The following is a 12835-nucleotide window of genomic DNA, read 5'->3' on the forward strand; positions in this document are numbered from 1 at the left end:
CCCGAAGGCCGACCATCCGCGCGTCCTCGACATCACCGACGCCAACGTCAACGACGCCCAGATCGGTCGCCGGATCACTATCGAGTCCGCGGCGACCTATGTGTTCGACAAGGGCTATTGCCACTATGGCTGGTGGACGGCGATCGCCGAGGCCGGGTCGGTCTTCGTGACGCGGCCCAAGACCAACATGAGGCTGGCGCAGGTGTGCAACCGCCCCGTGGCCGAGCCGCAGGGCGACGGCTTCCTGATCCTGGAAGACAGTGAGGTGAACCTGGTCAGCAAGGGCGCTTGCAAGCTGCCGATACGCCTGCGGCGCCTGCGCATCCAGCGCCAGGAAGGCGACACCATCATGCTTTTGACCAACGACATGGAGCGCTCCGCAGTCGAGATCGGGCAGCTCTACAAAGGCCGCTGGCAAATCGAGCTTCTGTTCCGCTGGATCAAGCAGCACCTCAAGATCGGCAAGTTCCTGGGCAACAACGGCAATGCAATCCGCCTGCAACTCTTCGCGGCAATGATCGCCTATGCGCTGCTGCGCATCGCCGCGCGCAACAGCCGTGTCGCCATTCCAATCCTGAGGTTCACAGAGCTGGTCGCCCAATACTTGTTCGGGCGGCGAAAAATACACGCCATCGACAAGCCGCCGCCGGTCAATCCGAGCCGACCAAGAGACCGATCCTCCCTCAATCAGATGGCCTTCATATATGAATAACTTTCCCCGGACAGTCCTGCGTGAACGGGGAGAAGGGAAAGCTAGCTATGCGCAACCATCACATGGCGCACGGCGGTGTAGTCTTCCAGCGCGTAGAGCGACATGTCCTTGCCGTAGCCGGACTGCTTCAGTCCGCCATGCGGCATCTCGTTGGTGAGCATGAAATGGGTGTTGATCCAGGTGCAGCCATATTGCAGGCGCGCGGCCGTCGCCATGGCCCGCGAGACGTCCTTGGTCCATACCGATGACGCCAGGCCGTAGTCGCTGTCATTGGCCCAGCTCACAGCCTCGTCGACCTCGGAAAAACGAGTGACCGAGACGACCGGCCCGAACACTTCGCGGCGTACGATCTCGTCTTCCTGCAGCGCGCCGGCAACGACGGTCGGCTGGTAGTAGAAGCCGGAGCCCTCGCCCGGCTTGCCGCCGGTGGTGATCTCGATGTGCTTCAGTTCCGAAGCGCGCTCGACGAAGCTGGAGACGCGGTCGCGCTGGCGGCGCGAAATCAGCGGACCGATCTCGTTTTCGGTGTCGTCGGGACGGTTGTACTTGATGGTCGAGACGGCCGATGACAGATCGGCGACGAGCTTGTCGTAGATCTTCTTGCCGGCGTAGATGCGGCAGGCGGCGGTGCAGTCCTGGCCGGCATTGTAATAGCCGAAGGCGCGCAGGCCATTGACCACGGCGCCGAGGTCGGCGTCGTCGAAGACGATGACCGGCGCCTTGCCGCCGAGTTCGAGATGCGTGCGCTTGACCGACTTGGCGGCCGCCTGCAGCACCTTCTTGCCGGTGGCGACATCACCGGTGATCGAGATCATGTTGACCTTGGGGTGGTTGATCAGCGTGTTGCCGACGCTGTCGCCGCGGCCAAGCACGACGTTGACGACGCCTTTGGGCAGGATCTCGGCAAGGATTTTTGCCAACTTCAGCGCCGTCAGCGGTGTCTGCTCGGACGGCTTGAAGACGACGGTGTTACCGCCGGCGATCGCCGGCGCCAACTTCCAGGCCATCATCATCAGCGGGTAGTTCCACGGCGCGATGGAAGCGACGATGCCGATGGCGTCGCGGCGGACCATCGAGGTGTGGCCGGGAATGTATTCGCCCGCGGCCACGCCCGGCATCGAGCGAACGGCGCCGGCGAAGAAGCGATAACAATCGACGATCGCCGGGATTTCGTCATTGAGCACGGCGTTGATCGGCTTGCCGCAGTTGAGCGCCTCGAGCGTGGCGAACCCCTTGGCGTCGGCTTCGATGCGGTCGGCGATCTTCAGGAGATAGCCTGAGCGCTGGGCCGGCGTGGTGCGCGACCACAAGACGAACGCTTGTTCGGCGGCAGTGACAGCCGCCTCGATCTGTGCCTGGTTGGCCTCGGGCAGGTTGAGGATGGTCGCCCCGGTCTTGGGATTGAGGATCGGTTCCTCGGTCTCGGTACCCTTCTCGAATTTCGAGCCGATCAGCATTTGGGTGTCCATAAGGTTTCTCCCTTAACAGGAGCGAATAGCGAGTGGCGAATAGCGAGTAGGGTTTGACCGTCGATCTTCCCTATTCGCTATTGGCTACTCCCTATTCGCTGTTTTTCATTTCCCGCTTCCAGCGATCTGATCGCCGTCGCGGGTGAGGTAATAGGCGGCAAGGATCGGCAGGAGCGTCACCAGCACCACGACCATGGCGACGACATTGGTGACCGGGCGCTGGCGCGGACGGATCAGCTCTTCCAGCATCCAGATCGGCAGCGTCTGCTGCTGGCCGGCTGTGAAGGTGGTGACGATGACCTCGTCGAAGGACAGCGCGAAGGCCAGCATGCCGCCGGCAAGCAGCGCCGTGGCGATGTTGGGCAGCACGACATGGCGGAAGGTCTGAAAACCGTCGGCGCCGAGATCCATCGACGCCTCGATCATCGAACCGGAGGTGCGGCGGAAACGGGCGACGGCGTTGTTGTAGACGACCACGACGCAGAAGGTGGCGTGGCCAAGCACGATCGTCCAGAACGAGAACGGGATATCGGCAAGCGAAAAGGCCGAGCGCAGCGCGATACCGGTGATGATGCCGGGCAGCGCGATCGGCAGGATGACCAGCAGCGAGATGGTTTCGCGGCCGAAGAATTTTGTCCGCGACACCGCCGCCGAACAGAGCGTGCCAAGGATGAGCGCAATCGCTGTCGAGATGGCCGCGACCCTGACCGAAAGCGACAGCGCCTGCCAGACATCCGGCCGGTTCCAGGTGACGGCGAACCATTGCGTCGTCAGTCCGGGCGGCGGCCAGACAAAACTCTTCTCCTCGGTGGTGAAGGCATAAACGAAGATCAGCAGGATCGGCAGATGCAGGAACAGCAGCCCGCAGGCGGCGTCTATCTTTAGGCCGCGCGGAGCCGACTGGGAACCATCAGAGCGCATCGAAGGCCCCCATGCGCTTGGCGCCCCAGAGATAGAAGCCCATGATGACGATCGGCACCACGGTGAAGGCGGCGGCGAGCGGGATGTTGCCGGCGGTGCCTTGCTGCGAATAGACCGCCTGGCCGACGAACAGGCGCGACGTGCCGATGATCTGCGGGATGATGTAGTCCCCCAGCGTCAGCGAGAAGGTGAAGATCGAACCGGCGACGATGCCCGGCAGCGCCAGCGGGAACAGCACGTTGCGGAAGGTCTGTCCGGGCGAAGCCCCCAAATCGGACGAGGCCTCGACCAGATTGCCGGGGACGCGCTCAAGTGCGGCCTGCACGGGCAGGATCATGAACGGCAGCCAGACATAGACGAAGACGATGAAGGTGCCGGTGAACGACACCGACAGCGAATTGCCGCCGACGACCGGCAGCGACAGCCAGGCGTCGAGCACCCACAACAGGTGCAGCTTGGCGAGCAGCCAGGTGAGGATGCCTTCCTTGGCCAGGATCAGCTTCCAGGCGTAGATCTTGACCAGATAGCTCGACCACAGCGGCAGCATGATGCCGAGGTAGAACAGCGCCTTCCAGCGGCCGCGCGTATAGCGCGCCGCGTAGTAGGCGATCGGGAAGGCTATGACCGCAGAGGCCAGCGTGACCAGAGCCGCCATGGTCACCGTGCGCAGGATGATGTCGAGATTGGCGGCCTGGAACAGGTCGCCGTAGGTCTTCAAGGTGAATTCGCGGTTGATGAGGCCGGAAAACTCGTCGATGGAGAAAAAGCTCTGCGCCAGCAGCGCGAACAGCGAGCCGATATAGACGATGCCGAGCCACAGCACGGGCGGCAGCAGCATGAGCAGCAGCAGGACCTTCGGCTTGCGCCAGAAGAGGTCCGACAGGGCGCCGCGCAAGCCGCCGCTGCCCGGCAGGATGGCGGGGGTGGGATTTGGGTTGAGCGCGGCGATTGTCATGACGCGGCTGCCGTGCTGATTGGATCAATGGCCGCAAGGCCGCGATCCTTCACACCCCCCTCTGTCCTGCCGGACATCTCCCCCGCAAGGGGGGAGATTGGCTGTCCCCACAGGCTTCGCCAGCTTCCAACACTGCAAAACTGGTGAGGCAGACAAGCTGCTGATCTCCCCCCTTGCGGGGGAGATGTCCGGCAGGACAGAGGGGGGCGCTTCGCGCAAGCCTTCGTCATGCCGGCTCATCCATCAGGTGCAGATGCTCGCGGTTGAAGGTGAGCACGACCGTCTCGCCTTCCCCCGGCAAGGCCGTGCCGGCCGGCACGATGGCGTGCAACCGCAGCCCGTCGGCGTCGAGCGCCAGCTTCGTCGTGGCACCGAGATAATTGGTCGAGACGAGGCGTGCGGACACGCCTTCGCCAACCCCGCTGGCCGCGCGCCCGACACGAATGGATTCAGGGCGCAGACTGCCCCAGCGATGCTGACCGGAGTAACGCTGGACGAAGTCCGGCGGCAGCACGTTTGAGGAGCCGACGAAATCGGCAACAAAACGCGTCTTCGGCCGCTGGTAGATATCCTCCGGCGTGCCGATCTGCATGATCTTGCCATCGTTGAAGACGGCGACGCGATCGGCCATCGACAGTGCTTCGCCCTGGTCGTGGGTGACGAAGACGAAGGTGATGCCGAGCGCCTTCTGCAGCGACTTCAGTTCCTCCTGCATGTTCTCGCGCAATTTGAGGTCGAGCGCGCCGAGCGGCTCGTCGAGCAGCAGCACCTTGGGCTGGTTGACCAGCGCGCGGGCGAGCGCGACGCGCTGGCGCTGGCCGCCGGAAAGCTGGCCCGGACGGCGCGCGCCATAGCCGGGCAGCCGGACCAGCGACAACGCCTCTTCCGCCGCCTTGTGCCGCTGAGCCTTGCCGGCGCCCTTGACCATCAGCCCGTAGGCGACGTTGTCGAGCACGTTCAGATGCGGGAACAGCGCATAGTCCTGGAACACGGTGTTGACGTTGCGGCGATAGGGCGGAACGCCCTCGGCGCGTTCGCCGAAGATCGAGAGCGAACCCGAGGTCGGCTGCTCGAAACCGGCAATGAGGCGCAGGCATGTGGTCTTGCCGGAGCCGGACGGCCCAAGCATAGCGAAGAATTCGCCCGGCGCGATGTCGAGATCGACCGCGTCAACGGCGCGAACGCTGCCGAAATGGCGCGAGGCTTTCTGGAAGGAAACGGCTGATGTCATGGTGCTGTCAGTCTGTTGCCGATTTTAGTTCTGTCGATCACCTCGCCTGCAAATCCTGGCAGGGGATGCGAATTCGCGCGCCACTACACCTCCCCTCGATGGGGGAGGTCGCAGCAAAGGCCACGGTGGGGGGCGGCCTCATAGGCAAAATCGTGTCTGGGCGAACCCCCACCCCGACGCTGCGCGTCGACCCTCCCACAAGGGGAGGGAAGGGCGCTTAACGACCGCCGATGACGCCGATATAGTCCGACACCCAGCGGTAGTAGGGCACGCACTGGTCGTTCTGGGTGGCGCATTTCGACACTGGGGTCTTCCAGAACTTGATCTTGCCGAAATTGTCGTAGCCGTTGGTCTTGCAGCCTTCGTCGGTCAAAAGCTCATTGCCCTTACAGGCGGCTGGCACGACGGGCAGCGAACCAAACCAGGCCGAGACATCGCCCTGCACCTTGGGCGACAGCGAATGTTCCATCCACATATAGGCGCAGTTGGGATTGGCCGAGTCGGCTTCCATCATCGTGGTGTCGGCCCAACCGGTTGCGCCCTCCTCCGGAATGGTCGAAGCGACCGGCTTCTTGGCGGCAACCAGCGTATTGACCTGATACGGCCACGAACCGGAAGCGACGACGCCTTCGTTCTGGAAATCGTCGACCTGGATAGCGGCGTCATGCCAATAGCGGCCGACCAGGGTGCGCTGGACGCGCAGCAGGTCGAGCGCTGCCTTGTACTGGTCCTCGTTCAGTTCATAGGGATCCTTGATGCCGAGTTCCGGCTTGTGGAACATCAGATAGTTGGCGGCATCCGCGATGTGGATCGGCCCGTCATAGGCCTGCACGCGCCCCTTGTTGGACTTGCCGTCCGGCAGCTTCATTTCCTCGAAGACGATGTTCCAGCTCTTGGGAGCCTCCTTGAACACGTCGGTGTTGTACATCAGGACATTGGGACCCCACTGGTAGGGAACGCCGTAGTGGGCGCCGCCGACGGTGAACCACGGCGCGTCCTTGAGGCGCTCGTCGACCGTCTTCCAGCTCGGGATGAGATCGGTGTTGATCGGCTGTACGCGCTTGCCGGCAACGAGGCGCAGCGAGGCATCGCCTGAAGCGGTGACGAGGTCGAAACCACCCTCATTCATCAGCGAGACCATTTCATCTGACGTGTTGGCGGTCTTGACGTTGACCTTGCAGCCGGTCTCCTTCTCGAAGGAGCTCACCCAGTCATAGCCCTTGTCGGTTTCGCCGCGCTCGATGTAGCCCGGCCAGGCCACGATGTTGACCTGGCCTTCGCCCTTGCCCAGTTCCTTGACCTGGGCGACGGCCTGACCGGAAAAGGTCAGCGCGACCGTCAGAGCAGTGCATGACTTCAGGAATGAATTCATTGTCGATCTCCCATTTAGGCGCCTGACTGCGAAGGCCGGTTTTCGGTCTTCGCCAGGAAGTCACGCGCAAACTGAAAAAGTCAGTCCGTTGGACTTGATGCCGCTCTGAATGGCGGCTTGATCCCTGGAATCGGAAAGTGCTTGGAAAATTCCGGTTTCGCAAATTCATTTATCAGAAGGGTGATATCGGTTTTTCCGATAGCCAGACGCCCCTTCAAGCCAGCGCCGTCACCAGCCAGCAGGCCGCATTGAAGCGAGCCTCACCGTCCTCCACGAAAGGCGCGAACGCAGCAGGCAACACCGTAGTGATTTTTTCGGCCGTTGCCCGGTCAACCTCGCGCAGCGCGGCGCCGACCGACCCTAGCCGGGTGACATACGTCATCAGATCGTCTTGGGCGATCTGACACAGGACGTCCGCCTGTTCGACTTCGATCGATGCCCAGCCGCTCGCGTCAAGGATCCGCTTCACCTTGGCGCCGTCGGCAAAGGCAAACTGCCCCGGCGCATCGGGGTCTTGCGCGGGTGCGGGCGGCAGGAAAGGCGCAGCCGCTCGCGCAGCGGTCGTCATGAAATCATTCTCGACCGGACTGCGCCAAGCAACAAAGGCGAGTTTGCCACCGCGCCTTGCGGCCCGTCTTATGTTGGTGAACGCGGCCACGGGATCATCGAAGAACATGACACCAAAGCGCGAGACAACAGCGTCGAAGTGCCCGGATTCGAATGCATATGCCTGGGCATCGCCCACTTCAAAACTTGCGTTTGCTACCAATTCCCGCCGCATGCGCTCCGTCGCCAGGGCGACAAGCGGCTGCGAGATATCAAGCCCAACACAACGTCCGTCCTTGCCCACGAGGCGCGCCATCGCCAGAGTTGTAGCGCCGGCGCCGCAGCCGATGTCCAGGACATTGCCCCCTTCCCCGGGATAGCCGGCATCGACTACCAGCCGCTCGAACGGCGCCAGTACCTCGTCGAGGATCGGCTGCATCTCGACCCAGGCCTTTCCGCTGACATCATTCCAGAGCGCGGCTTGCCGTGTGTTTGGCTGCGCGGATTGTGGCATAACGGACCTCACTTTCTGTTGCTCTCACCGCTCGTCGCGAGCACTCTACGAGTTCAAGCCGACTTGAGGTCAAGCATGAAAGATATGGATATTGCCGAAGTGTCACGCCGCACCGGCGTGCCCGCCTCGACACTTCGCTACTACGACGAGAAGGGCCTCATTGCCTCGATCGGCCGTCGCGGCCAGCGCCGCTTGTTCGACCCGGCCGTCCTGGAACGGCTCGCCTTGATCGCGCTTGGACGCGCCGGAGGATTTGCACTGGACGAGATTTCCGCGATGCTGACGCCCGACGGCCTGCCGAAAATGGATCGAAGGCGCCTTGATGCCAAGGCGAACGAACTTGACCAAACCATCCAGCGCCTGACCGCGATCCGAGAGGCTTTGCGTCACGCCGCCCGATGTCCGGCAGCCCGGCCGATGGAGTGTCCGACGTTCCGCCGCGCCGTCAGGCTTGCCGGCGCCGGCCGCTTCGAGGTTGCTCCAATCGGGCCGTTCAAGGCGGAGGCGGTTTCTGTCTCAAGGCGCGAGCGCAAGACTGGCGACGTCAACTTGGAGTAGGCCACACTAGCGGCGGACCGTCCGTTGCGATTGGGCAAGGCCGATGAAATCGCGCGCAGCCTGCGGCAGGCCGGAGCCGCGCCGCCAGACCATGCCGACCTGGACCACCGGCAAGGAGCCGGAAATATCGCGCGACTCGATGCGGTCGCCTTCCAGCGACCAGGGCCGGTAGACGAGATCGGGCAGCAGCGCCACGCCAGCGCCGGTGGCGACGAGACTGCGCACGGCTTCTACGGAACGTGTACGGAAGGCGACATGCGGCTTGGCGCCAATTGCCGTCAGCAGCTTGCCGGTGTTTTCCTCGATCTCGTCGACGGTCAACATAATCAGCGTTTCGGAGGCAATGTCGCCGATGCTGATGATGTCAGCGCTGGCGAGCGGATGACCGAGCGGCAGCCACAGCCGATAGGCCGAGACTTCGAGGATTTCCGACTGCAGCGCGGTGCGGTCGCGCAAATTGGAGGTGACCATGACGGCAATGTCGAGCTTGCCGCCGATCAAGAGATGTTCGAGATAATCGCCATTGTCCTCGATGGCCGAGACCTCGACGCCGGGATAGGCACGGCGATAACGGGCAAGCAGATCCGACAGCACATAACCGGCGACCAGCGAGGTGACGCCGAGCTGCAGTCGTCCGCCCACTGCCGCCTGTTCGTCTGAGAAAGAGCGGCGCGCGTCGGAAACATCGGCGAGGATCTTTGTCGCATGGCGCAGGAACTGGTGGCCCTTGTGGGTGATGTTGAGGCCGCGCGGATGGCGTTCGAACAGTTCGACGCCAAGATCGCTTTCGAGTTCCTTGATCGCTTCGGTGACCGACGATTGCGAGATGGAGAGGTTCTGCGCGGCACCCGACACCGTGCCTTGCTCGGCCACGGCGATGAAGAACTGCAACTGGCGGATGGTGAAAGCCATGGCCGGACTAAACACCGGCGTGGAAGCGAAGGAAAGCCGACGGCAGAGCTTATCCAATGACCGGAGAGATGGCGCTCAGCCGAGCACCAGCTTGATGCGCCGCCGGCATGCGGGGCCATAGCGAAGCGCGAGCATGAATGCCGTCTCCAGAGCCACGACAATGACAATGATGCGCAGGCCCACCGTGAAGGAATCCTGGCCACTGCCGCGCAGCAGGTAGCCGGTCAAGAGAAAGCCCGCGTTCCAGAGCGTGGCGCCGAGTAGCGTTACGGCAGCAAAGGGCCAAACAGGAAGACAGAGCGCGCCGGCGGCGATCGGCAGGTAATTGCGCACCGTCGGGATGAACTGCGCCAGCAACGAGACCCGGACATGATGGCGCCGATAGGCCTGGCCGAGCCTGCAGTAGGTCACATGACGCAGAAAGACATATTTGCCGAAACGGTCGACCAGCCTGTCGGCACGGTCAAATCCAACCCGGCGGCCGACCGCATACCCAGACAAGGCAGCCACTGGTGGAGGCAAGCGTCGTCACCATCAGCACGATCGCCAGCGTCAAACCATCCGGCGCCGCCGTCATGCCGAGGAACAGCAGCAGCACATGCGACGGCGGCACGGGCAGGATCTTTTCGGTGAAGGCGAGGCAGAAAACGCCCAACAGGCCAAAGCCCAGAATAGTCGCCAGCGGCCCCGTCATGCGAAGCGCCAGTCATAGGTGCCGAGCGTCTTGATCCTGGCGATGCGATAGACGGTCGCCGGCGGGAAATTGCGGAAGGTGCGGCCGACCCGTGTCGCTTCCAGATCCAGCCGGTCGAGCAGCGTCTGGTCGAACGGGCATCGTCCACCAAGCGTGAACTGATAGAGCGCGCCGCCTGGACGAAGGTTTGCGAAAACGCCTTCAAGTATGGCGAGCGTCTTGCGCGGGGAAATCAGGAGGAAGGGCAGGCCACTGACGGCGGCGCCGACCAACGGCCTAGGGAATAGCGAAAGGTGGCGCAGACCGACGGCATCCATTTCGAACACCCGGGCGGCGGGAAAGCGCCGCTTGAGCAGCGCGGCAAAGTCCAGATCGGATTCGATCACGTCAGATCCTCTTCGTTTACGCCCCGCGCCAGCAACGCCCGGGTGAACGGGCCGGTTCCAGGACCAAGTTCCAGCACAGGCCGGTGTCGGGACCGATGTCGCGCGTCATCAGCGCCGCCAGGCTGGAGCTGGACGGCGTGACGGAGCCGATCCTGAACGGCGCGGCGGTCCAGGCCATGAGAAAAGACAGAGCATCATTTGCAGACATAGCTAACCTCAATCCGGACAGCAGCGCGACAATCAGTTTGGTGCGGCCATTTGATTTCGTTTCAGCGTCGGACCCAAACCTGTTGCATATTCGGGCCCGACGCCTTGATGCCGGCATGGCGGTTCGTGCCGACCGGTGCTGTTTGCGGCGACTGGATTGCATAGACATTGCGCAAGGTGGCAGATGCAAAGAAAGGACTTGTCGCCGCCGGCCGCCAGGATTTGCCATGCTTGCGCAATGTTGGCGCTGTAGCGCCCCCAGCAGTGGCCTTCGTGAGAGGATGATGGATGCGTATCTTGCTGGTCGAAGACGAGCCCGAAATGGTCTCGGCCTTGCGCGCAGCCCTGAAGCGCCATGACATGGTCGTCGATCACGCGGGCTCGCTGCTCGAGGCGGAAGGCTTCGTTGCCACCGACAGCTACGACGCCATACTGCTCGACCGCCAGTTGCCGGATGGCGACGGGCTGTCGCTGGTGCCCAGAATGCGTTCGGCGAAAAACACCACGCCCGTGCTGATGCTGACGGCGAAGGGGGATACGCCGGACAAGGTCGACGGGCTGGATATGGGCGCGGACGATTATCTAGCAAAGCCATTCGCTTTCGAGGAATTGCTGGCCCGGTTGCGCGCGCTGCTCAGGCGCCCGGTACCGATGCAGTCGCAATTCATCCGCGCCGGCCATTTGGTGCTCGATGTCGGGCATCGCGAGGTGTCGATCCGTGGCGAGCCACTCAGCCTGCCGCGCCGCGAACTCCTGGTGCTGGAAACGCTGATGCGGCGGACCGGCCGCATGGTGCAGCGCGAGGCGCTGATGGAAGCGGTGTTCGGCCTCGACGATGAGATCCAGTCCAACGCACTCGACACCCACGTCTCGCGCCTGCGCCGCAAGCTCGCCGACGCCGATGGCGGGGTGACGATCAACGGCATTCGCGGCGTCGGCTATCTCTTGCGCGAGACGACATGACCATCAAGCGCCCGCGTTCGCTGAAATGGAGCCTGGTGCTGCGCATCGCATTGCTGCAATGCGCGATGCTGACACTGATCATCGTCGGCATTGTTGGCGCCATGCTGGCAACCGGGCTTATTCCACACGACTATGAGGACGGCACGATGGACATACTGGCGGATGCGGTGGCACGCGATATCGGCGGCAAGCTTGTCCTCAACGAGACGCCGGACATGGCAAAGCTGCGATCTGGAGTTCCGGACCTCTGGTTCATCATTCGCGACAAGCAAGGGCAGCGGCTGCGGGAAGGAACGGTGCCGACCATCTTCCAGCCCTTTGTCGGACTGCTGGACACCATCAGCGATGCCCGTATCGACCAGGCAATCGGGCAAGCCGCGCCGCCCGGGGGAAAGATACGCTGGACCGACACGGCGGCCGGCAATGTCCAGATCTTCACCGGGACCAAGGGCGGCCTTTCGCTCATGCGCCTGCTTCAGCAGGCGCCGCAATTTTTCCTGCAAGGGATATTGCCGCTGGCCGGGCTGATGGCACTGGCCACGCTGTTCGCCACGCCCTGGGTGGTGCGCGGCGCGCTTTCGGGCCTTGGCCATGCGGCCGCCGAGGCCGAACGCATCGACATCGACCAGCGCGGCGCGCAACTGCCGCTGAAGGACGTGCCGACGGAAGTGACGCCGCTGGTGAAGGCGGTGAATGCCGCGCTATCGCGCCTCGACAAGGGCTATGAGCGCCACAAACGCTTCCTGACCGACGCCGCACACGAACTCCGCACGCCGGTCGCCATCCTCAACACGCGTCTCGCCTCGCTGCCGGCGACACCGGAACGGGCGCGGCTGCTGCAGGACGCAGCCCGGCTTTCGACGCTGACCGACCAGTTGCTCGACCTGCAGCGCCTCGACCGGCAGACGACGCCGTTCGAGAGGATCGACCTTGTGGCGATCGCGCGCGGCGTCATCGTCGACCTGGCGCCGATGGCGTTCTCGGCCGGATACGAGATGTCGTTCGAACCGGAAAGAGAAACAATTTTCGCCACCGGCGACAGAACGGCAATCGAACGCGCCGTGACCAATCTCGTCCAGAACGCCATCGAGCATGGCGGCTGTTCGGGCAAGATCACTATCGGCGTCACCGCCCCTGCCATCATCGAAGTGCGGGATGAAGGCGGCGGCGTGCCTCCGGCCGAGCGGGAGCGTATCTTCGAACCCTTCTACCGGCTGCGCCCGCAGGATCACGGCGCGGGGCTCGGCCTCAACCTGGTGCAGGAGATCATGCAACTGCATGGCGGGCGCATCGAGATGCTCGACGGCGAGCCGAGCGGCGCCTGCTTCCGGATGAGCTTTCGCGCTTTGCCTGTAGAGACATTCCCGCAAGCCACCATGTGAGTGTAGGCGCGTT

Annotated in this window: 13 protein-coding genes and 1 pseudogene; 4 read left to right on the plus strand and 10 right to left on the minus strand. The window is 63.2% G+C overall.

Going from position 1 to position 12835, the window contains the following annotated elements; all coding sequences use genetic code 11:
* Positions 1–712: IS4 family transposase (locus tag NKJ06_RS19700; RefSeq protein ID WP_352810441.1), on the plus strand; the 712-nt coding region annotated here is incomplete at its 5' end.
* A 41-nt stretch (positions 713–753) separates the two neighbouring features.
* On the opposite strand, the gene NKJ06_RS19705 is transcribed toward NKJ06_RS19700, so the two are convergent.
* The 6 genes from NKJ06_RS19705 to NKJ06_RS19730 all read right to left on the minus strand — a co-directional run bounded on the left by NKJ06_RS19705 (position 754) and on the right by NKJ06_RS19730 (position 7720).
* On the minus strand, positions 754–2181 hold the full coding sequence (locus NKJ06_RS19705; protein ID WP_352634907.1) for a gamma-aminobutyraldehyde dehydrogenase: 1428 nt from the start codon (positions 2179–2181) through the stop codon (positions 754–756).
* A 105-nt stretch (positions 2182–2286) separates the two neighbouring features.
* Positions 2287–3102, minus strand: coding sequence for an ABC transporter permease (locus NKJ06_RS19710; RefSeq protein ID WP_352810442.1), 816 nt, complete (start codon positions 3100–3102; stop codon positions 2287–2289).
* Positions 3092–4057, minus strand: coding sequence for an ABC transporter permease (locus NKJ06_RS19715; RefSeq protein WP_352810443.1), 966 nt, complete (start codon positions 4055–4057; stop codon positions 3092–3094). Before NKJ06_RS19715 ends, NKJ06_RS19710 begins: the two co-directional genes overlap by 11 nt.
* A 226-nt stretch (positions 4058–4283) precedes the next feature.
* Complete coding sequence (locus NKJ06_RS19720) at positions 4284–5288, minus strand: ABC transporter ATP-binding protein (RefSeq protein ID WP_352634913.1); 1005 nt, start codon at positions 5286–5288, stop codon at positions 4284–4286.
* A 217-nt stretch (positions 5289–5505) separates the two neighbouring features.
* Positions 5506–6660 (minus strand): ABC transporter substrate-binding protein, encoded by a 1155-nt coding sequence (locus NKJ06_RS19725; protein WP_352634915.1) that lies wholly within the window; start codon positions 6658–6660, stop codon positions 5506–5508.
* A 214-nt stretch (positions 6661–6874) separates the two neighbouring features.
* Complete coding sequence (locus NKJ06_RS19730; RefSeq protein ID WP_352634917.1) at positions 6875–7720, minus strand: class I SAM-dependent methyltransferase; 846 nt, start codon at positions 7718–7720, stop codon at positions 6875–6877.
* Between the two features lie 75 nt (positions 7721–7795).
* On the opposite strand from NKJ06_RS19730, the gene NKJ06_RS19735 reads away from it, so the two are divergent.
* Complete coding sequence (locus tag NKJ06_RS19735) at positions 7796–8278, plus strand: helix-turn-helix domain-containing protein (protein WP_352634919.1); 483 nt, start codon at positions 7796–7798, stop codon at positions 8276–8278.
* Positions 8279–8284: 6 nt separating this feature from the next.
* Here the strand turns inward: NKJ06_RS19735 and NKJ06_RS19740 are convergent, their stop codons facing one another.
* The 4 genes and pseudogenes from NKJ06_RS19740 to NKJ06_RS19755 form a co-directional block, all read right to left on the minus strand.
* Complete coding sequence (locus NKJ06_RS19740; RefSeq protein ID WP_352634921.1) at positions 8285–9190, minus strand: LysR family transcriptional regulator; 906 nt, start codon at positions 9188–9190, stop codon at positions 8285–8287.
* A 75-nt stretch (positions 9191–9265) separates the two neighbouring features.
* Positions 9266–9691 (minus strand): DedA family protein, encoded by a 426-nt coding sequence (locus NKJ06_RS19745; RefSeq protein ID WP_352634923.1) that lies wholly within the window; start codon positions 9689–9691, stop codon positions 9266–9268.
* On the minus strand, positions 9654–9884 hold the full coding sequence (locus NKJ06_RS19750; protein WP_352634925.1) for a hypothetical protein: 231 nt from the start codon (positions 9882–9884) through the stop codon (positions 9654–9656). Before NKJ06_RS19750 ends, NKJ06_RS19745 begins: the two co-directional genes overlap by 38 nt.
* Positions 9881–10478: pseudogene (locus NKJ06_RS19755) on the minus strand (class I SAM-dependent methyltransferase). Before NKJ06_RS19755 ends, NKJ06_RS19750 begins: the two are co-directional and overlap by 4 nt.
* Positions 10479–10765: 287 nt before the next feature.
* Between NKJ06_RS19755 and NKJ06_RS19765 the strand changes: the two are divergent.
* Positions 10766–11440 carry a response regulator transcription factor gene (locus NKJ06_RS19765; RefSeq protein ID WP_352634931.1) on the plus strand — a complete coding sequence of 225 codons (675 nt, stop codon included), beginning with the start codon at positions 10766–10768 and terminating at the stop codon, positions 11438–11440.
* Complete coding sequence (locus tag NKJ06_RS19770) at positions 11437–12822, plus strand: sensor histidine kinase (RefSeq protein ID WP_352634933.1); 1386 nt, start codon at positions 11437–11439, stop codon at positions 12820–12822. The genes NKJ06_RS19765 and NKJ06_RS19770 overlap by 4 nt, the downstream gene beginning before the upstream one ends.
* The last annotated feature ends 13 nt before the right edge of the window (positions 12823–12835 follow it).

The sequence above is a fragment of the Mesorhizobium sp. M0293 genome (assembly GCF_040321735.1).
In the GTDB taxonomy this organism is placed as follows: Bacteria; Pseudomonadota; Alphaproteobacteria; order Rhizobiales; family Rhizobiaceae; genus Mesorhizobium.

Coding starts and splice junctions, on each gene's coding strand:
- NKJ06_RS19750 (WP_352634925.1), bottom strand. CDS start 9,884: ATGACGGGGCCGCTGGCGACTATTCTGGGCTTTGGCCTGTTGGGCGTT.
- NKJ06_RS19735 (WP_352634919.1), top strand. CDS start 7,796: ATGAAAGATATGGATATTGCCGAAGTGTCACGCCGCACCGGCGTGCCC.
- NKJ06_RS19740 (WP_352634921.1), bottom strand. CDS start 9,190: ATGGCTTTCACCATCCGCCAGTTGCAGTTCTTCATCGCCGTGGCCGAG.
- NKJ06_RS19730 (WP_352634917.1), bottom strand. CDS start 7,720: ATGCCACAATCCGCGCAGCCAAACACACGGCAAGCCGCGCTCTGGAAT.
- NKJ06_RS19765 (WP_352634931.1), top strand. CDS start 10,766: ATGCGTATCTTGCTGGTCGAAGACGAGCCCGAAATGGTCTCGGCCTTG.
- NKJ06_RS19725 (WP_352634915.1), bottom strand. CDS start 6,660: ATGAATTCATTCCTGAAGTCATGCACTGCTCTGACGGTCGCGCTGACC.
- NKJ06_RS19705 (WP_352634907.1), bottom strand. CDS start 2,181: ATGGACACCCAAATGCTGATCGGCTCGAAATTCGAGAAGGGTACCGAG.
- NKJ06_RS19770 (WP_352634933.1), top strand. CDS start 11,437: ATGACCATCAAGCGCCCGCGTTCGCTGAAATGGAGCCTGGTGCTGCGC.
- NKJ06_RS19710 (WP_352810442.1), bottom strand. CDS start 3,102: ATGCGCTCTGATGGTTCCCAGTCGGCTCCGCGCGGCCTAAAGATAGAC.
- NKJ06_RS19720 (WP_352634913.1), bottom strand. CDS start 5,288: ATGACATCAGCCGTTTCCTTCCAGAAAGCCTCGCGCCATTTCGGCAGC.
- NKJ06_RS19715 (WP_352810443.1), bottom strand. CDS start 4,057: ATGACAATCGCCGCGCTCAACCCAAATCCCACCCCCGCCATCCTGCCG.